This window comes from Bradyrhizobium sp. WYCCWR 12699, assembly GCF_032144035.1.
Classification (GTDB): domain Bacteria; phylum Pseudomonadota; class Alphaproteobacteria; order Rhizobiales; family Xanthobacteraceae; genus Bradyrhizobium.
Genome location: NZ_JAVTJN010000005.1, coordinates 234,879 through 251,959, shown reverse-complemented (window position 1 = coordinate 251,959; position 17,081 = coordinate 234,879). Strand labels below are relative to the sequence as shown.

Sequence of the window (17,081 nt, the reverse complement as noted above, 5' to 3'; positions counted from 1 at the left end):
AACACGTAAAGGGAGGAATAAATGAAACGCTTTTACCTGACTGCCGCGATCGCCGCGGCGACGCTAGCCCTGCCGGCACTGCCCGCACTGGCCCAGACCAGCGACATCACCATCGGCATCACCACCACAACGACCGGTCCCGGCGCAGCACTCGGCATCCCCGAGCGCAATGCGCTGGAGTTCGTGCCGAAGGAAATCGGCGGCGTGCCGCTGAAGGTGATCGTGCTCGACGACGGCGGCGATCCCACCACTGCAACCACCAACGCGCGCCGCTTCGTGACCGAATCCAAGGCCGACATCATCATGGGCTCGGCGCTGACGCCGCCGACGATCGCGGTCTCCAACGTCGCCAACGAAGCCGGCATTCCGCATTTCGGCCTCGCACCGTTCCCGATCACGCCGGAGCGCATGAAGTGGTCGGTGGCGATGCCGCAGCCGATTCCGATCGTCGGCAAGGTGCTGTACGACCACATGAAAGCCAAGGGCGTGAAGACGCTCGGCTATATCGGCTACTCCGATTCCTATGGCGATCTCTGGTTCAACGATTTGAAGGCCCAGGCCGTGCCGATGGGCATGACCATCGTCGACGAGGAGCGTTTCGCCCGTCCCGACACCTCGGTGACCGGTCAGGTGCTCAAGCTCGTCGCCGCCAATCCCGACGCGATCCTGGTCGGCGCGTCCGGCACCGCGGCCGCGCTGCCGCAATCCGAGCTGCGCGAACGCGGCTACAAGGGCCTGATCTACCAGACCCACGGTGCCGCCAGCATGGACTTCATCCGCATCGCCGGCAAAGCGGCGGAAGGTGTGCTGATGGCTTCGGGCCCGGTGATGGACCCGGAAGATCAGCCCGACGAAGCCGCCACCAAGAAGCCGGGCCTCGCGCTGAACTCGGCCTATGAGGCCAAGTACGGTCCGAACAGCCGCAGCCAGTTCGCCGGTCATTCCTACGATGCCTTCGAGATTCTCAAGCGCATCATCCCGACCGCGCTGAAGACCGCCAAGCCGGGCACGCCCGAATTCCGCGAAGCAATCCGCCAGGCGCTGCTGTCGGAGAAGGAGCTGGCGGCGAGCCAGGGCGTCTACAACTTCACTGAAAAGGACCGCTACGGCCTCGACGAGCGCTCGCGCATCCTGCTCACGGTGAAGGACGGCAAGTACTCGCTGGTGAAGTGAGCGCGCCGAGAAATTTAGGACGACGAGAGCCGGCCCATCGGGCCGGCTCTTTTAATTTTGGCTTGAAGGATGCTGGCCCCAGCAACGCTGCGCCCCCTCGCCCGCCTGCGGGAGAGGTTACAGCGAGCGTGCCGCTACGCCGCGGCCTCAAGCCGCCTGCCGCAGCGGTGCCCAGGCGAATTCGGGGTAATACGTATCCATCATGCGGTCGACGAAGGCGGTGAGGTTCGGAAACCCTTCCGCGCGCTCGCGCAAGACCGATTCGAAGAACGGCGTAAGGATGCCGGCGAGCATGCCGAAGGCGGTGGCGTCGACGCCGCAGGGCTTGTTGCCCATCAGGTACGCCTTGTCGCCAAGCTGTACCGAGAGCGCAAAGAGCGAGCGCACGGCGAGGTCGACGTCGTCATCGGGCGCGTGGCGGCCGAGGCCCGAGAGCAGATAGTTCTCGGCGACGCGGAACTGCGCGTCCTCGCGTAGCTTCTCGCGGTTGTGCTCCGGTGCGCCGTCGAAGAAATGCGCAGGTCCCTTGGCGAAATTCACCGGATCGACCCAGCGCGCCCCGACCAGCCCCCAATAGACGTGATGCTCGATCATGCGCTCGAACGCCCAGGCTTGCGCCCGCGCGGCCAGCGACAGGCCGGCGTCGAAATCGAAGCCGTAGCGGCGCTCGATATGGGCGCGAATGAAGGTGGAATCAGCCACCGCCTCGCCGCCGTCGTCGATGAACGGCAATTGCCCCTTGGGGGAGGCCGGCGGCATCGCCCGCTCCTTTCGGTAGGGCAGTCCCGCCATCTTGAGCTGCACCTCCGTCTTGGTGACGAAGGGGCTGATTTCCGGCAGGCCGAAGCCGGCGCCAAAGCCATAAAGCGTGATCATGCGAGCTCTCCTGAACCTCTCGAAAGTTGGCGGAACCTAGCGACCGGCTGCTGCCACCATGGTGGCAGCAGCCGTGATATCTTCTGCGAAGCGGGCCCCCTGCCAGGCGCGGCCCATCACATGGCGGACCAGCGCGTCCGCGGCCTGGGTCAGCGAGCGCGCCACGACGCTTGCAAGGGCAAACCGGAGGTCGACGGCCATGAGATCGAGCGAAACGAGGCGGGCGAGCGCCGACACGGACCACGCCTGGGCCCGCAGCATCGGAATGGCCGGGCCGAAATGGGTCGGAATGATCATGGACAAATCCTCTTCAGTCGCTGTGTTGTCCCGGTATAGAACCCCCCTGCTGCCAACATCCTGTCAGCAGCCGCGCGCCGCCTTCTGAAAAAACCACCGATGAGAGAATTGTCATGAGACGCGCCGACCGGCTGTTTCAGATCATCCAGGTGCTGAGGCGCACGCGTAAGCCGCTGACGGCGAACGCCATCGCGGCCGAGCTCGAGACCTCGAAGCGCACGATTTATCGCGACATCGCAACGCTGATCGGCCAGCGCGTGCCGATCCGCGGGGAAGCCGGCATGGGCTACGTCCTTGAAAAGGGTTTTGACCTGCCGCCCTTGATGCTGACGCCCGACGAGATCGAGGCGGCCGTGCTGGGCGCACAATGGGTCGCCGGCCATGCCGATTCGGCACTGGCGCGCGCGGCCGAAGATCTGATGGCGAAGATCGCCGACACCGTCCCCGAGCGCCTGCGTCCCTTCGTGCTGGAGCCGGCGAGCCGCGCACGCCCAAGCTGGAACCGGGAGCCGGACCGCCTGGACATGGTGCGCACCCGCACCCAGATCCACGAAGGCAAGAAGATCATGCTGCGCTATCGCGACGAGCAGGGCCGCGCCAGCGAGCGCATGATCTGGCCGATCTCGGTCGGCTATCTCGAGGCCGTGCGCCTGCTCGCCGCCTGGTGCGAGCTGCGCGGCGACTTCCGCAGCTTCCGCACCGACCGCGTGGTGGAGGCGAATTATCTCGAGGAGAAATATCCCGAACGACGCGACGTGCTGCGCGCAAGATGGCGGCAGAGTCTGGTCTGGGGCCCGCCCAAGGATACCTGAAGGACACGTGACGAGGATGCAAGAGAGCTCCCCCATCGATCCGTCGAGCTGCTGCCAGAGTTGCGGCGCATGCTGCGGCTATTCGGCCAACTGGCCGCGCTTCTCGATCGAGAGCGACGAGGAGCTTGCTGCGATCCCGCAAGCCCTGATCAACGAACGCCAATCCGGCATGCGGTGCGAGGGCGATCGTTGCTCGGCCCTGCAGGGCGACATCGGGAAAGCAACCGCGTGCGGCATCTATGCAATGCGGCCGGAGGTGTGCCGCACCTGCATGCCGGGCGATGCCGAATGCGCAATGGCGCGGCGGAAGTTCGGGCTGCCTGTGATCGCGAGCGCTTAGGCGGGGACTGCTTCGCTGATCTCGTCGTCGAACTCGTCCTCGAGCGGCGCGAGCACCGACAGCGGCTTGGTCGACAGCGTGATCGGCTTGCGGCCGCCCGACAGCGACGGCGAGGATTTCGCCGCGCCTTCCCGCGACAGCGCGTAGAGCGTCGAGCCGACACGGCCGCCGTTCTCGATCAGGTCGCGCTCGGTGCAGCTCGCTGCGATCACGACCGCCAGCGAGTGCAGATGGTTGCGGCGATAGCAAAACAGCGCCAGCCTGGCGCGTGCGTCAGGGGAAACACTCTCAACCAACCTCGGCAGGCCGCTCTCGCTGGCGCGATACATCTCGCCAAGGAGTTCGTCGCGAACCGGGCAGAAATCGCTTTCAAAGGCGTCGCGGCTTGAAAACATTGCAGTTCTCCCTCGTGTGAGGAAGATGCAGCGCAATTCTCTAATGAAAGGTTAACCACGCTGCCCGGTAGTCACCCGGGGTCCTTGCGCGTCCGCCGCGAATCGGAGGGGCCCCGGTGCGGGATCCGAGGACTACCGCTCCGGCTGGAGCGTGGGACACCAGGGCCTCCGCGGCGTCATGGCCGGGCTTGCCCCGGCCATCCACGAACAGCCGAGACGCACGAAAGAACGTGGTGCCAAGCCCGGGCATGACGACCTTTGGTGCCGATGAAGATTTGGCCCGCTCAAGCAGTCAGTTCGCCGCCATGAAGATGGAGAGGCCAAAACCGGTGAGATGGTGCAGCGCCTGGTCGACGCCGATCAGTGTCCAGAACCAGGGATGCGCAAGATCGACCCCGAAATTCGCCGAAACAAACCCCTTGGCACGGTCGATCGTGATGTGGATCACGAAGTCGATGAGGGCCACGAACCAGAATTTCGGCGCCACGATCAGGATCAGCGGCAGTGCAACCGCAAGGTGAATCAGGCAATGCACCAGAAGCGGCAGGGCCCAGCCGTGCTTCTGGTCCTTGCCGTGCGCCATCCAGGCGGTCTGGAGGACGAAATCGGCGATGATGTGCTTGAAGGTGAGCAGCAACATCCAGCCAATGAGCGCTTCGACCGGAATCGCCGATGACATGGGTGGAAACGACAAGGCTGACGCCCTCATTGACGTGACAAGAAAAATTGGAGCGTTCAGCGCAACTTCTTCTTGGACCAGTTCTGGACCGGTCAAATCGCCGGGACGCGCGATTTATGACATCTCCCGCGGCGGAATGCAGCCGGGGGGAACCGGAAAATCGCCAAGTGTGGCTAACTGGTGATAGGATGACCAATCGCCGCGGACGTGTCGCGTAAGGTTACCATCGGCTCGGAATTTGCATTCCGTGACCTTCGCGCTATCATTCCGGATAGAGAATATCGTTCTTTTTTCAGACCTTTACGAATTTCAGGGCGCTCCGCGCGATCGCATCCGCAAGCCGCCCGCCACCCTAGAATAAGGCCAGAGTGCTGCCATGAGTACTGAAGGCCCGGATTCGTCACTCATCGAGCCGCCGCCCCGGCGCCCCAAGGTGATCAAGACCAATCAGCAGCAGGTCTTCCTCTACGTCGTGCTGACCCTGCTGTTGTCGCTCGCCACCGTCTGGGGCGGCCGCGCCATGCTGCACAATTCGGAAACGCTGACCTTTGCCGTAGGCGCTCCCAACAGCGACGAGGCGCTGTTCGCCGCCAAGCTCGCCGCCGTGCTGAAGTCCAACGCCTCGCGCTTCCGGATCAAGATCGTCAACAACGCCGACAATGCCAAGGCGCTCGCACAGTTCGACCGCAAGCAGGCCGACCTCGCGGTCCTGCGCACCGACGCCAAGGTCCCGCTGCGGGCACGCACGCTCGCGATCCTCGAGCACGATCTCGTGCTGCTGCTGGGCCCCGGCAACAAGAAGATCAAATCGATCGCCGAACTGAAGAAGAAGAAGGTCGCCGTTCTCGCCGAGAGCGAATCCTCCCTCGCCTTCGTCCGCAGCATCCTCGACATCCCCGACGGTCCTGATGCCGCGAAGATCCAGATGGCGCCGCAGGGCGCAACGCTCGACAAGCTGTTCGCACCGTCAAACGGCTTCGGCGCGGTCATCGCCATCGTCCATGCCTCCCGGGCGGTGCGCGACAAGGCCTATGAGCAACTCGCCAAGCGCGGCGGCTTCACGCTCAACGCGATCGACGAGGCCAAGGCGCTGGCGCGCAGGCTTCCCGGCATTTCCAGCGAGACGCTGACGGCAGGCACGCTGTCGACCTCGCCGCAAATTCCCGACGACGACCTCGACACGATCGGCCTGGAATGGCTGCTGGTCGCGCAATCCAGGATGTCCCCCACCACGGCGGGCGAACTCGCACGCACCGTTTACGAGAACAAATCCGCACTCGGGCTCGACAACAGCTTTGCCACCAGAATTGAGCCGGCCTCGACCGAGAAGGACGCCTTCGTGATGGCGCACCAGGGGGCGGCCGACTACATCAACGACGACACCAAGTCGTTCATGGATAAGTACAGCGACCTGATGTATCTGGGCGCCGCCGCGCTCAGCGTCATCGGTTCGATCTTCGCCGCGATCTACGCCAAGATCACGCGCATCGCGCCAGAGAAGGCCAGCGAGCTCTCCACCGCCATCCTCGACATCGGCGAGCGGATCGAGCACGCCCACTCTCTGGATCAGCTCGAATGTCTTCAGGACGAGCTCGAGGGCATTTTGCGCGGCGCCGTCATCGGCCTACGAGACGGCACGATCAGCACCGACGGGCTCGACACCTTCAAGCTCGGCTACGAGTTCGTCCGCGACGAGATCGGCATGCGCCGCGACTACCTGAAGCGTCATGCCAACGAGACCGAGAAGACGCCGCAGGGCGCCGGCCCTGCCCAGCATGACGACAGCAATGTCGTGGTGGTGAAGACTGCCCAGAGCGCCTGAGAAGCGCGGTCGGGCCGCCCACAACTCTCTTGTCCCGAACAGGTTGCACCGCCGAAGACGTCGCAGCGCTGAACTGGGACCCGGGAGCCGCAGCATGTGCCGCTGAATGGGCCCGCTCTGCAGCGCAACACTGTGTGCTGCGCTGCGTCCGGGGCATCAGACTGGGGTTGGGCCGCCAGCCGACCGATATCGGCCGTCTGGAACCGCTGCGATCTGCAACCGTTGGTTCGCGATTGCAACCGGAGACCGCAGCATGCGTGCACTCCTCATCATCCTCCTGCTGGGAATGCTGGCGGCGGCCGGCTATTTCGCCTATTCCGCAATGACGGTTGAAGGTGACCCGATCCCGACCGAAGGCTACGTGGCGCTTGCGCTGGGCGCGGGGTTTTCCATCATCGTCGGCATCGGGCTGATGGTGCTGCTGTTCTTCAGCAGCCGCCGCGGTTACGACGAGCCGCCGCATTTCAGGTAGACGCCCCGCCGGCGACGGCGGCACAGCGGACCCCGTCGCCGCCGCGCCGATCGCACGGCCTGCCCCGTCGTTGACGGCCCCCGCCCGGGCGGGCACTTTGGCGCCGACGTCCCAGCCGGGACCCCGAAGACTTGTCCCAAAGACCGAGCCGCCCTCCCGCATGTCCAAGCCGTTGATTTCCGCTCTGGCCCAGTTTGCGGCCGCCACGGCCGGCCGCAACATGACCAAGGCGGCCTATGTCGCGGTGAGCATCGGCGTGCTCAGCATGGTGCTGCTGTCGGACAAGCGGGCCCATGAGGCGCACGACTGGATCAGCGCTCTGCTCTGGACCTGCCTCGCCTATTTCGTATTCGAATGGCTGGTCCGGCTGCGTCATATGACGCAGCAAGGGCGGCTTTCGCTGTACATGTCCTCTTCTGCCGGGCTGGTCGACGCGATCGGGGCTCTGGCGGTGCCGGTCGCGCTGGTTCTCGGCGTCGAGCCCAGGACGGCTTGGCTGCTCAGCGTGCTCTGGGTGCTCAAGGTGGTGCCGGGCATTCCGGGCCTGCGGCAGCTTCGCCGCGTGCTGGTGCTGGAATCGGGGCCCCTGCTCAGCGTGCTCGTGATCTTCCTGATGGTGGTCTTCCTCGCCTCCGTCGCCGAATATTTCCTGGAGCGGGACGTGCAGCCGCAGACCTTCGGCAGCGTCCCCGCGGCGCTGTGGTGGGCCGTCGTCACACTCACGACCACTGGCTATGGCGATGCCGTCCCGGTCACGCCGCTGGGGCGGCTGGTGGCGGCCGCGGTGATGATCTCCGGCCTCGGTGTGTTCGGCCTCTGGACCGGTATCCTGGCGACCGGATTTGCCGCCGAGACGCGGCGCGACAATTTCCTCAAGACCTGGGAGGCCGTCAGCAAGGTGCCCTTCTTCGCGGCGCTCGGCCCCGCCGCGATTGCCGACGTCACCCACATGCTGCGGACCATGGAGCTGCCGGCGCGCACCATGATCATCCGCAAGGGGGCGCAGGGCGATTGCATGTATTTCATCGCCGCCGGCGAGGTCGAGGTCGACCTTCCCGGCAAGAAGGTTCAGCTCGGCGAAGGCGCCTTCTTCGGCGAGATGGCGCTGCTCGGCAACAACAAGCGCGGCGCCAACGTTTCGACCACGAAAGTGTCGCGGCTTCTGGTACTCGACCTCGTCGACTTCCGCGTGCTGATGGCACGGCACCCGGATCTCGCCGAGACCATCGATGCCGAGGCGAAACGCCGCGCGCTCGAAAACAAGTAGAATGGAGACAAGAATGTCGGATATCACCGACGCGGCGACCAGCCCCCTGCTCGAACGCGACGGCGCACGCGCCACCATCCGCCTCAACCGTCCCAAGCATCTCAACCGGCTCCAGGCGGAAGACCTCGGCGAGCTCGTCAGGCTGTTCGACCTGGTCGAGGCTGATCCGGCCATCCGGGTGCTGGTGTTGACCGGCACCGGGCGCGCCTTCTCCGCGGGGTATGACCTCAACTCGGTCGCCGAGCGCGCCGTCAGCGCAAACGAGCAGCAGAGCGCGGGCTCCGCCTTCGAGGTCGTCGTCAACCGGTTGGAGGATCTCGGCGTGCCGACGATCTGCCGGCTCAACGGCAGCGTCTATGGCGGCTCGACCGATCTCGCACTCGCCTGCGATTTCCGGATCGGCGTCGACACCGCCGAGATGTTCATGCCGGCGGCCCGACTCGGGCTGCATTATTACCCGAGCGGCATCAAGCGCTACGTCACACGGCTCGGCCTCGACAATGCGAAAAGGCTGTTCCTGACCGCGCAAAAGATCAGCGCGCCGGAGATGCTGCGCATCGGCTACCTGACCGCCATGGTGCCGGAAGAGACGCTCGACGAAGAGGTCGACAGACTCGCCGGCATCCTCGCCGGCAACGCGCCGCAGGCCATGCGCGGCATGAAGCGCGCAATCAACGAATTTGCCCGCGGCGAGCTCGATGATCGCGCCGCCGACCAGCGCCACCGCGACAGCATGCGCGGCGACGAGATCAAGGAAGGCATCAAGGCGTTTGCGGAGAAGAGAGCGCCGAAGTTTTAGCTCCGAGTCTTCGCAAAACACCACCCTGTGGTTATGGGTCCCGGGTCTGCGCTTACGCTTGCCCGGGACGACACTGAATGTGAGGCGCGCGCCCTCAGCCTCCGACCGCCTTGGCATGCACCGCAGCCATCTCGTCATCCGCCGCGTTGATGCGCTGGTAGGCGGGCCGCGCGGTCATGCGCTCGGCATAGCGGACGAAGACGTCCTTCTTCGGCACGATGCCGAACATCATGGTCCAGCTGAACGCGACGCCCCACAACACGTCGGCGGCCGTCATGCGCTCGCCGAGCAGGTACGGTCCCTTCGACAGCTGCGCTTCGAGCGCACCGAGCATGGTGTCGTAATCCGCATAAGGCGACTGCGTGATCGGCGCCGGCTCGCGCTGCATGAACTTGTCGATCAGCGCCGGCTCGAAGGATGAGCCGTAATAGGCGATCCAGCGCAGGTAAGGACCGCGCAAGGGATCGTTCAGCGCCGGCGTCAGACCGGCCTGCGGGAAGAGGTCGGCGAGATAGATGGTGATCGCGACCTGCTCGGTCACGAGCGCCTCGCCGTGGCGGATCGCCGGGACCTTGCCGAGCGGATTGATGGCTAGATAGGCGGGCTGGCGCTGCTCGCCGGCCTTCATGTTGAGGACGTGGAGGTCGTAAGGCGCGCCCAGCTCCTCGAGCAGCACCCGCGTGCCGGTGGCACGGCTTTGCGGTGAATAATACAGGGTGATGCGGTTCGGATCGGTCATGGCAAGTCTCCTGGGGCGCCGTCTGGCGAGGCCCTAGCTCTACGCGACCATACCTGACATCCCGTGTCAGGTATGGTTTAAGGAATCATGCGCGCGAGCCGGATGTTGTCGATCCTCACCACCCTCCAGGCCAGGGGCCAAGTCACCGCGCCCGAGCTTGCGGAGGCCTGCGAGGTCTCGGTGCGCACGATCTATCGCGACATCGACGCGCTGGCGGCATCCGGCGTGCCTGTCTATGCCGACCGCGGCGCGGAGGGCGGTTATCGCCTGCTCGACGGCTATCGCGTGCGACTGAACGGCCTGTCGCAGAGCGAGGCCGGCGCGCTGTTCCTCGCAGGGCTCCCGGGCCCCGCCGCGGCGCTCGGGCTCGATGCCGCGATGATCGCCGCACAGAACAAGCTGATGGCGGCGCTGCCCGTCCACCTGCGTCAGGATGCCAGCCGGATGCAGGAGCGGTTTCATCTGGACGCGCCCGGCTGGTTCGGTGAGACGGAAGAGCCGGAGCATCTGCGCACGATTGCCGGCGCGCTGCTGCAGGGGACACTGATCAAGATCCGCTACCAGAGCTGGCGGTCCGAGAAGCGGCGCCGCCTCGCGCCGCTCGGCCTCGTGCTGAAGGGCGGGAGCTGGTACCTCGCAGGCCAGGTCGATGCCAGCGTGCGCACCTATCGCGTCGCGCGCGTGCTCGACTGCACGCCTCTCGACGATCGCTTCGAGCGTCCCGCCAATTTCGATCTCGCCGCCTATTGGCAGGCCGCGACGCTTCGCCTCGAGGCCGAGATGCATCCCAATGTCGCGGTGGTGCGGCTGTCGCCGTTCGGCGTCAAGCTGCTCGACGCGCTGAGCCAGCCCTACGTCAAGGCGCGCACGCAGCTCAAAGAAACCATCGATGCCGACGGCTGGCGCATCGCGCGCGTGCCTGTCGGCAAGACATCCTGGCACGCCGCAGCCGAATTGTTACGGCTCGGCCCTGAGGCCGAGGTGCTGGAGCCCGCCGATCTCCGCGACAAGATGGTGGAGATGACGCAGGCAATGGCCGCGCGCTATCGCACGGCGCGGAAAACATGACGACGGCACATTCCGCCGCAAGCCACGAAACAATCCTGAAACACGATTCTCACCATCACGCGTGAACGCAATCCCATCTCGGCCCGACCGAGATGCAGGGACACAACAACGGCTTCGCGCCAAATGGAGAATGAAGATGTTTCGTAAGCTTGCTCTTGGTCTGATCGCCGCCGGTTCGCTCGGCGCTGCCGCTCTCGCGCCGACCGCCGCCTCGGCCCACGGCATCCACCCGCACTGGCATCACGGCTGGGGTCCGGGCTTTGGCTTTGGCGGCGTCTACGTCAACACCGGCGTCAGCAACTGCTACCAGGAGCGCGTCGTCCAGACCCGCCATGGCCTGCGCGTGCGCGTCGTGAATGTCTGCGCCTACGGGATCTACTGAGCCCGCCTGTATCGTTGACGCAGCCCCGGTCGTTCCGCGACCGGGGCTCGCCGTCTCAACTTGCGAGCGCAGTCGGTATTGCGGAGGCGGCCCGCTCGTCCGCCAGGGCGTTGCGCTCGGAGATCCATCGTTCGGCGCGCGCACGCCGCAGCGAGGGCGCAAACAGGAACCCCTGGGCGACATCGCAACCGATCCGGCGGATGATTTCGAGCACCTCCGGGTTTTCGACGCCCTCGGCCACCACTTTCATGTTGAACGCCTTCGCAAGCGCCACGGAGGCATCGACGATCTTCATCATGTCGTCGTCGGATTCGCAGCCCTTGATGAAGGACTGGTCGATCTTCAGCTCGCTGAACGGAAGCCGCACCAAGGCGGCAAGCGACGAATAGCCGGTGCCGAAATCGTCGATCGCCGTACCGATCTTCTTGATCCGCAGCCGCACCAGAATGTCGTTGGCACGGTCGACGTCGGCCATCGCAGTGGTCTCGGTGATCTCCACCGTCAGCGAGGAGGGACAGATATTTTCGCGGCCCAGGATCTCCTCGATCCGGTCGGGCAAGGCCAGATCCGACATCAGCGAACCCGAGATGTTGACGGCGATGGTGAAACCGGGATTGCGCTCGATCAGCTTGCGGCCCTGCGACATCGCCGATGACAGGATGCAATCGGTCACCTCGCGCATGAGGCCGGCTTCCTCGGCGATCGGAATGAAGATCATGGGCGAGACCATACCGAATTCGGCGGTGCGCCAGCGTGCGAGTGCCTCGGCGCCGACGACCCTTCTGCTCTCGAGCGCGATCTTCGGCTGAAACTCAACGAAGAATTCGCGGTCGGCGAGGCCCCGCATGATTCGCTCCGGCGTGATCCGGAGCTGCGGCGCGGCGGATGTCGCGGCCAGCGGCGCGCGCCGCGGCAATTCCAGGGCGCTGCGCAGACGATTCAGATCGAGCGGTTTGGTCAGGCATCCGCCGACCGACAGCTTCAATCCGTTCGCGACCCGTCGCGTGGCCTTCATGACACGATCATCGCAGCCGCTGATGATCACGATCGACATTGCGCGAAGGCCGGCTTCCGCGACGTAGCGCAGCAGCTCCACCCCGTCACGACCGCCGAGCGACAGGTCGAGCGCCATGATCTCGAAAGCTTCGCGTGCCAGAAGCTCGGTGGCGGCCTCGTAGGAGGACGCAACGACCGTCTCGTAGCCGAGCTTCGCCCCGATCTTGCCGATCAGAACCCGCTGCACCAGATCGTCGTCGACCACCAGAAGACGGCCTCTCGTCGCACTCATCACCAATCTCCAGACACCGGCGGCGTTGATGACTTCATCGCTTAGAGCAGCGGCCTCGCCTGGTTATGAATACAAGACGGCTAAAACTTTCCCGATCCGGAAGGATTCGTTAGGCACGTTCCCCAGGGCATTCAAGTCATTGATTTTCATCGGAATTATTCGCCGCGCGTGCGAGCGGCATCTGAATCTTCCACGGCATGCGCAAGTGCAATGAACACGTCGTAAAGCTCCCTATCGGAAGCCGGCAAATGCACAACGGGCTACGGAGCCTTCATCAACGCTCGTTCGCCTGCGCTGCCTGCAGCTGCCGGCGAAACCAGGCCCAGGTCTCGCGCGTCGTCCTGATGTAGCCGTGGCCGCGATGGACAATCTCGCCGTCGACGATTGCGTTCAGCTTCGGCAGTGCGTGAAACGGGATCGACGGATAGGCGTGGTGCTCGACATGGTAGGGCATGTTCCACGCGAACCATTTGACGACCGCGCCGGTATAGGTGGTGCGCGTGTTCTCAAAAGCGCTGCGCGTGCGCTCGCAGCCGGTGTGCTCGGCATAGAGATAGGGCCGCAGGAAGAACTGCCCGATCACGAGCGGGACGAACCAGACCCAAAGCAGCAGCGCTGAGGAGAGCCACAGCGACAGCGCGAGCAGCAGGACGTAGAGCGCAGCATAGGCACGCGCCTCGCCCACGACGACGGCGCGCTTGCTCTCGGGGATCCAGGGCACGGTGACGTTGCCGGTGATCGCATGGCCGAGCATCAGCCGGAGACGGCCTGCGACCTGGAGCAGACCGCTATAGGCCACCGCGAGCTGCGTGTCGGATGCCGGTTTCACCCCGACGATCAGCTCGGGATCCTTGTCCGGATCCTGGGTGTAGCGGTGATGGTCCCAGTGAAACAGGCAGTAATATTCGTAAGGCAATCCGATGATGAAGGCCGAGAGATGGCCCACAGCGAGATTGAGGCCGCGGCTTTTGAACGCGGTCTTGTGCGCGGTCTCGTGTACCGCCATGAACAGGAAGGCGACGACATAGCCCTGCACTGCCATCAACGGCAGGGCCCAGAGCACGCCCCATGTCGAGGAAACCTTCCAGATCAGCGCACCCAGCAGCGCGATCGCGCCATAGTGGCCAAGGCTCTGCACCGCGCCCCTGAGATCGGAGCGGGCCGACAGTTGGCGCAGCATCGCGGGCGTCAGCGGCTTCAGGCGGTGGCCGGGCTCTGAAACGGTCGCGTCGGTCATGATCGGATGTTGCCCTATTTGTCGAGGAGTGATGCGACTTCGGCCTTGATGAAGGCCTGGTCGCGCGGATTGCCCACCGGATTGCCGGCCCGATGGCCATGCAGCGACGGGATCGGATGCAGCACGGCGGATCTGGCGTTCACCAGCCGGCCGAGCTCGTCCTCGTTGTCGCGAACGTCGAAATAACGATCGGTCGCGCCCGGCATCAGCAGCATGTGCGCCTTGATCGCCGCCAACGCGCGATCGAGATCGCCACCGAATGCTTCACAGCGGCTGATGTCGCCGTTCTGCCAGATGCCGATCTGCGCCAGAAGATCATTGGCATCGCGCCGGGCGAACGTCGCGTCCCAGGTGCGGACGAGATAATCCTCCAGCGAAGTGAAGCCGGCCTCGCGCCAGAGCTCGTCGCGATAGAAGCCGTGCGACATCGCCCAGCCGGCATAGACGCGCCCCATGGCGCGATAGCCGGCGAGCGGCTTCTCGGCGAAGCGGCCCTCGCGGAAAGCGGGATCGGCTGATAGCGCGGCCTTCACGCTTTCCAGGAAGACGTAGTTGTAAGGCGCGCAGCGCGCGACGCCGCAGACGACGGCGGCCCGTTCGACCATGTCGGCATGCAGCGCGGCCCAGTGATAGGCCTGCATGCCGCCCATCGACCAGCCATAGACGAGCGCAAGCTTCGAAATGCCGAAGCGCTCGGCGAGGAGCCGGTGCTGGACGGCGATCGCATCGTGATAGGTCATCGCAGGGAACGGCGCCGCGGTATTCGACGGCGAGGACGACAGGCCGTTGCCGAAGAGGTTCGGGATGATGATGAAGTAGCGCGTGGGATCGAGCACGCCGCCGGGCCCGATCAGCCATTCGGTGTCGGTGTGCTGCGCGCTGAACGAGGTCGGATAGAGGATGACGTTGTCTTTTGCCGGGCTCAGCGTGCCATAGGTCTTGTAGGCGAGCTCCAACGAAGGGAAGACGGCGCCCGATTGCAGCGGGACATCGCCGGCGTCGAAAATCTGGTAATCGTACAACCCCGCCATGCGTCCAACTCCCGCTCACGCGGCCGCAGAGCGCCGCGGCTTCCATGATGCATCGATCATGCCGGGCCCGCCTCTGCGTCATCGCTCCTAATAACTGTACTTATAGTACAGTTATTAGGAGCCGGCAAGATGAATCCGGGCTCAGGCGATGGCCGCCAGATAGCGCGCAACCGACGCCGCGAAGGCGGCCTTGGCTCCGCCAGCGATGTTGCGCCCCCACCACGCGCCATAGATGCGATCGAAGGCGAGCGGCTCGACGGCAGCCGCGATCCGCCGCACCGCGGCGGCATTGAGCGGCATGTAGTTGGGGTAGGAGTACATGAAGCTGACGAAGCGGCGGTCCATCGTCACCTGTGCGATGTCGCCAGTGAGCAACGCGCCCCTGCCGTCCGCACCACGCGCATGATGCAGCACGGTGGCGCCGGCGAAATGACCGCCTGTGCGCAGCAAGAGCAAATCGTCGGAGATGCGATGGCTTTCGCCGGTCCAGTGCACGATCGCAGAATGCGGCCGGGTGACGAAAGCGCGATCGTCGGCATGCAGATAGACCGGCACGCCGCCAAAGGTGTCGCTCCAGTCCGCGGCCGCGCCGTAATAGTGCGGATGCGAGATCGCGATCGCCTTCAGTCCGCCGAGTGCGGCGACGAATGGGATGGCTTCATCGGCTGCGAGCGGAATGCAATCCCACATCACGCAGCCGTCGCCCTGGGGCACCAGCAGCGCGCGCTGCCCGATCGCGAAGCTCGGCTCCAGGCCGATGCCGGTGAGGCCGAGATCGTCCCGTCCCACCAGCCGGTGCCCCCGCGCGAGCTCCTCGCGCGTGAGAAAGCTCTGCCCCCTCCAGTTCACGAACTGCCGCTCGTCCTCGCAGATCACGCAGGAGGCGGGGGGATTTCCGCCGTTCGGGAATTGCGCGCCGCAGGTTTCGCAGGTCCAGAGAGGCATGGTTCGAGCTCCGTGGGAAGATCGCAGGATGACACTGCGAGCCAGCCTTCAGCAAGGTCGTTGAGCCTCGAGGAGTGACTGGAACCAACGCGGCAAGCACCCGTTACGTTCAGATCAACACCAGAACGATTGGCCACGAGGCCCACGACACACGAAGAACATGTTTGGGTATCGATGACATCGCGGCCTCCTTCCTGGTCCCACCTCTGGCCTCTGTTCGCGCTCAACTTCTTCATGGCCGACATGCAGTCGGGCATCGGTCCGTTCGTCGGCGTCTTCCTTCAGGAGCGCGGCTGGGCGACTGGGCTGATCGGCACCGCGCTGACGATCGGCAATGTCGCGGGCATGCTGATCACGACGCCGATCGGCGGTTTCATCGATTCCAGCCGCAACAAGCGGCTCTGGGTCGTCATTCCCGGCATCTGCGTCGTTCTTGCGTCCGCGATCATCCTGATCTCGCAGAATTTCTGGGCGGTGACGTTCTCCCAGGTCGCGCAATCGCTGGCGAGCGCCGCCATCGTGCCGGCGGTGACAGGTATCACGCTCGGCATCGCCAAGCAGAAGGGTTTCAACGCGGTCAACGGACGCAACCAGGCATTCAACCACGCGGGCAACATGGTTGGTGCCGCGCTATCGGGCTATCTCGGCTACAAGTACGGCTACTTTGCCGTCTTCGTCCTCGCAGCGGTGTTCGGCGCCATCGCGATCGCCTGCGTCATGATGATCCCGGCCAAGGCGATCGACGATCGCGCCTCGCGCGGCTGCAAGGGGGACGATCCCGACAGCGCGCCGGACGCGTTCACGATGCTGCTCAAGCACCGGGCCCTGCTGGTGCTGGCGTTGGCGCTCGCCCTTTTCCATCTCGGCAATGCCGCCATCGTGCCGCTCTACGGGCTTGCGGCCGTGGCCGAAGGCCAGGCCAACGGCCCGAGCTTCGTCGCCACCACCGTGGTGATCGCGCAAGGCGTCATGGTCGTGACCTCGCTGATTGCGATGAAGGCCGCGAGCAAGCGCAATTACTGGCCGATCATCCTGGTGTCCTTCATGTTCCTGCCCATCCGCGGCGTGCTGGCCTTCTTCGTCACGGGATGGTGGGGCGTGGTGCCGATGCAGGTGCTCGACGGCGTCGGCACCGGATTGCAGACGGTCGCGGTGCCCGGCATGGTCGCGCGCGCGCTCAACGGCAGCGGCCGCATCAATCTCGGCCAGGGCGCCGTGATCACGGTGCAAGGCGTCGGCGCCAGCCTCAGCCCCGCACTCGGCGGCTGGATCGCGCAATGGATCGGCTACGGGCCGACCTTCCTGCTGCTCGGCGGCTTTGGCCTTGCCTCGATGGCGCTATGGTTCGCGTTCGGGGCAACGGTGAAGAAGTATTGAGTTGGCGCGCCGACGGTCGCGGCGTAACGCCTCCGTCTTCGACACGCGCCAACAAGCAAGGCTGCGGGCGATCCGAATGGTC

Annotated in this window: 19 protein-coding genes; 10 read left to right on the top strand and 9 right to left on the bottom strand. The window is 64.9% G+C overall.

Annotated elements, in window-relative coordinates:
• The first annotated feature begins 21 nt into the window (after window positions 1-21).
• Window positions 22-1,173, top strand: a complete 1,152-nt coding sequence (locus tag RPS27_RS05890) for an ABC transporter substrate-binding protein (protein WP_211415823.1) — start codon at window positions 22-24, stop codon at window positions 1,171-1,173.
• 147 nt (window positions 1,174-1,320) lie between these two features.
• On the opposite strand, the gene RPS27_RS05885 is transcribed toward RPS27_RS05890, so the two are convergent.
• Together RPS27_RS05885 and RPS27_RS05880 are read right to left on the bottom strand one after the other, a co-directional pair.
• Window positions 1,321-2,049: a glutathione S-transferase family protein gene (locus RPS27_RS05885; protein ID WP_212067840.1), complete on the bottom strand. Its 729-nt coding sequence runs from the start codon at window positions 2,047-2,049 to the stop codon at window positions 1,321-1,323.
• Between the two features lie 36 nt (window positions 2,050-2,085).
• Entirely contained in the window at window positions 2,086-2,346 is a 261-nt protein-coding gene (locus RPS27_RS05880; protein ID WP_212067839.1) for a hypothetical protein, read from the bottom strand.
• A gap of 113 nt (window positions 2,347-2,459) precedes the next feature.
• Between RPS27_RS05880 and RPS27_RS05875 the strand changes: the two genes are divergently transcribed.
• Both RPS27_RS05875 and RPS27_RS05870 read left to right on the top strand, forming a co-directional pair.
• Entirely contained in the window at window positions 2,460-3,158 is a 699-nt protein-coding gene (locus RPS27_RS05875; RefSeq protein WP_313753928.1) for a YafY family protein, read from the top strand.
• 16 nt (window positions 3,159-3,174) lie between these two features.
• Window positions 3,175-3,498, top strand: coding sequence for a YkgJ family cysteine cluster protein (locus tag RPS27_RS05870; RefSeq protein WP_211415819.1), 324 nt, complete (start codon window positions 3,175-3,177; stop codon window positions 3,496-3,498).
• Here RPS27_RS05870 and RPS27_RS05865 read toward each other — a convergent pair.
• Together RPS27_RS05865 and RPS27_RS05860 are read right to left on the bottom strand one after the other, a co-directional pair.
• Entirely contained in the window at window positions 3,495-3,893 is a 399-nt protein-coding gene (locus tag RPS27_RS05865) for a hypothetical protein (RefSeq protein ID WP_194404529.1), read from the bottom strand. The genes RPS27_RS05870 and RPS27_RS05865 overlap by 4 nt on opposite strands.
• Window positions 3,894-4,185: 292 nt before the next feature.
• Window positions 4,186-4,533: a DUF3307 domain-containing protein gene (locus tag RPS27_RS05860; RefSeq protein WP_194408461.1), complete on the bottom strand. Its 348-nt coding sequence runs from the start codon at window positions 4,531-4,533 to the stop codon at window positions 4,186-4,188.
• 415 nt (window positions 4,534-4,948) lie between these two features.
• On the opposite strand from RPS27_RS05860, the gene RPS27_RS05855 reads away from it, so the two are divergent.
• The 4 genes from RPS27_RS05855 (at window position 4,949) to RPS27_RS05840 (ending at window position 8,932) form a co-directional block, all read left to right on the top strand.
• A complete protein-coding gene (locus tag RPS27_RS05855; RefSeq protein WP_212067838.1) occupies window positions 4,949-6,394 on the top strand; it encodes a TAXI family TRAP transporter solute-binding subunit in 1,446 nt (481 codons plus the stop codon).
• 253 nt (window positions 6,395-6,647) lie between these two features.
• Window positions 6,648-6,866 (top strand): hypothetical protein, encoded by a 219-nt coding sequence (locus RPS27_RS05850; protein WP_212067837.1) that lies wholly within the window; start codon window positions 6,648-6,650, stop codon window positions 6,864-6,866.
• Between the two features lie 160 nt (window positions 6,867-7,026).
• Entirely contained in the window at window positions 7,027-8,133 is a 1,107-nt protein-coding gene (locus RPS27_RS05845; RefSeq protein WP_212067836.1) for a cyclic nucleotide-gated ion channel, read from the top strand.
• Window positions 8,134-8,146: 13 nt separating this feature from the next.
• The gene (locus RPS27_RS05840) at window positions 8,147-8,932 is read left to right on the top strand and encodes an enoyl-CoA hydratase/isomerase family protein (protein ID WP_212067835.1); all 786 of its coding nucleotides are present in this window, start codon (window positions 8,147-8,149) and stop codon (window positions 8,930-8,932) included.
• Between the two features lie 94 nt (window positions 8,933-9,026).
• Here the strand turns inward: RPS27_RS05840 and RPS27_RS05835 are convergent, their stop codons facing one another.
• Window positions 9,027-9,671: a glutathione S-transferase family protein gene (locus RPS27_RS05835; RefSeq protein ID WP_212067834.1), complete on the bottom strand. Its 645-nt coding sequence runs from the start codon at window positions 9,669-9,671 to the stop codon at window positions 9,027-9,029.
• A gap of 87 nt (window positions 9,672-9,758) precedes the next feature.
• Between RPS27_RS05835 and RPS27_RS05830 the strand changes: the two genes are divergently transcribed.
• A complete protein-coding gene (locus tag RPS27_RS05830; protein ID WP_212067833.1) occupies window positions 9,759-10,739 on the top strand; it encodes a YafY family protein in 981 nt (326 codons plus the stop codon).
• A 136-nt stretch (window positions 10,740-10,875) separates the two neighbouring features.
• On the top strand, window positions 10,876-11,121 hold the full coding sequence (locus RPS27_RS05825) for a hypothetical protein (RefSeq protein ID WP_194404536.1): 246 nt from the start codon (window positions 10,876-10,878) through the stop codon (window positions 11,119-11,121).
• Window positions 11,122-11,176: 55 nt separating this feature from the next.
• Here RPS27_RS05825 and RPS27_RS05820 read toward each other — a convergent pair whose 3' ends face one another.
• The 4 genes from RPS27_RS05820 to RPS27_RS05805 form a co-directional block, all read right to left on the bottom strand.
• A complete protein-coding gene (locus tag RPS27_RS05820; RefSeq protein ID WP_212067832.1) occupies window positions 11,177-12,409 on the bottom strand; it encodes an EAL domain-containing response regulator in 1,233 nt (410 codons plus the stop codon).
• A 274-nt stretch (window positions 12,410-12,683) separates the two neighbouring features.
• Window positions 12,684-13,646 carry a fatty acid desaturase gene (locus tag RPS27_RS05815; protein WP_212067831.1) on the bottom strand — a complete coding sequence of 321 codons (963 nt, stop codon included), beginning with the start codon at window positions 13,644-13,646 and terminating at the stop codon, window positions 12,684-12,686.
• 14 nt (window positions 13,647-13,660) lie between these two features.
• Window positions 13,661-14,677: an alpha/beta fold hydrolase gene (locus RPS27_RS05810; RefSeq protein WP_212067830.1), complete on the bottom strand. Its 1,017-nt coding sequence runs from the start codon at window positions 14,675-14,677 to the stop codon at window positions 13,661-13,663.
• A gap of 141 nt (window positions 14,678-14,818) precedes the next feature.
• The gene (locus tag RPS27_RS05805) at window positions 14,819-15,622 is read right to left on the bottom strand and encodes an MBL fold metallo-hydrolase (protein ID WP_212067829.1); all 804 of its coding nucleotides are present in this window, start codon (window positions 15,620-15,622) and stop codon (window positions 14,819-14,821) included.
• A gap of 174 nt (window positions 15,623-15,796) precedes the next feature.
• Between RPS27_RS05805 and RPS27_RS05800 the strand changes: the two genes are divergently transcribed.
• The gene (locus RPS27_RS05800; protein WP_212067828.1) at window positions 15,797-16,999 is read left to right on the top strand and encodes an MFS transporter; all 1,203 of its coding nucleotides are present in this window, start codon (window positions 15,797-15,799) and stop codon (window positions 16,997-16,999) included.
• The last annotated feature ends 82 nt before the right edge of the window (window positions 17,000-17,081 follow it).

Excerpts from the sequence above, each read along its gene's own strand:
- RPS27_RS05850 (WP_212067837.1), top strand. The coding sequence starts at position 6,648 with ATGCGTGCACTCCTCATCATCCTCCTGCTGGGAATGCTGGCGGCGGCC.
- RPS27_RS05840 (WP_212067835.1), top strand. The coding sequence starts at position 8,147 with ATGTCGGATATCACCGACGCGGCGACCAGCCCCCTGCTCGAACGCGAC.
- RPS27_RS05810 (WP_212067830.1), bottom strand. The coding sequence starts at position 14,677 with ATGGCGGGGTTGTACGATTACCAGATTTTCGACGCCGGCGATGTCCCG.
- RPS27_RS05835 (WP_212067834.1), bottom strand. The coding sequence starts at position 9,671 with ATGACCGATCCGAACCGCATCACCCTGTATTATTCACCGCAAAGCCGT.
- RPS27_RS05805 (WP_212067829.1), bottom strand. The coding sequence starts at position 15,622 with ATGCCTCTCTGGACCTGCGAAACCTGCGGCGCGCAATTCCCGAACGGC.
- RPS27_RS05865 (WP_194404529.1), bottom strand. The coding sequence starts at position 3,893 with ATGTTTTCAAGCCGCGACGCCTTTGAAAGCGATTTCTGCCCGGTTCGC.
- RPS27_RS05830 (WP_212067833.1), top strand. The coding sequence starts at position 9,759 with ATGCGCGCGAGCCGGATGTTGTCGATCCTCACCACCCTCCAGGCCAGG.
- RPS27_RS05890 (WP_211415823.1), top strand. The coding sequence starts at position 22 with ATGAAACGCTTTTACCTGACTGCCGCGATCGCCGCGGCGACGCTAGCC.
- RPS27_RS05875 (WP_313753928.1), top strand. The coding sequence starts at position 2,460 with ATGAGACGCGCCGACCGGCTGTTTCAGATCATCCAGGTGCTGAGGCGC.
- RPS27_RS05820 (WP_212067832.1), bottom strand. The coding sequence starts at position 12,409 with ATGAGTGCGACGAGAGGCCGTCTTCTGGTGGTCGACGACGATCTGGTG.
- RPS27_RS05870 (WP_211415819.1), top strand. The coding sequence starts at position 3,175 with ATGCAAGAGAGCTCCCCCATCGATCCGTCGAGCTGCTGCCAGAGTTGC.
- RPS27_RS05855 (WP_212067838.1), top strand. The coding sequence starts at position 4,949 with ATGAGTACTGAAGGCCCGGATTCGTCACTCATCGAGCCGCCGCCCCGG.
- RPS27_RS05845 (WP_212067836.1), top strand. The coding sequence starts at position 7,027 with ATGTCCAAGCCGTTGATTTCCGCTCTGGCCCAGTTTGCGGCCGCCACG.
- RPS27_RS05885 (WP_212067840.1), bottom strand. The coding sequence starts at position 2,049 with ATGATCACGCTTTATGGCTTTGGCGCCGGCTTCGGCCTGCCGGAAATC.
- RPS27_RS05825 (WP_194404536.1), top strand. The coding sequence starts at position 10,876 with ATGTTTCGTAAGCTTGCTCTTGGTCTGATCGCCGCCGGTTCGCTCGGC.
- RPS27_RS05880 (WP_212067839.1), bottom strand. The coding sequence starts at position 2,346 with ATGATCATTCCGACCCATTTCGGCCCGGCCATTCCGATGCTGCGGGCC.
- RPS27_RS05860 (WP_194408461.1), bottom strand. The coding sequence starts at position 4,533 with ATGTTGCTGCTCACCTTCAAGCACATCATCGCCGATTTCGTCCTCCAG.
- RPS27_RS05815 (WP_212067831.1), bottom strand. The coding sequence starts at position 13,646 with ATGACCGACGCGACCGTTTCAGAGCCCGGCCACCGCCTGAAGCCGCTG.
- RPS27_RS05800 (WP_212067828.1), top strand. The coding sequence starts at position 15,797 with ATGACATCGCGGCCTCCTTCCTGGTCCCACCTCTGGCCTCTGTTCGCG.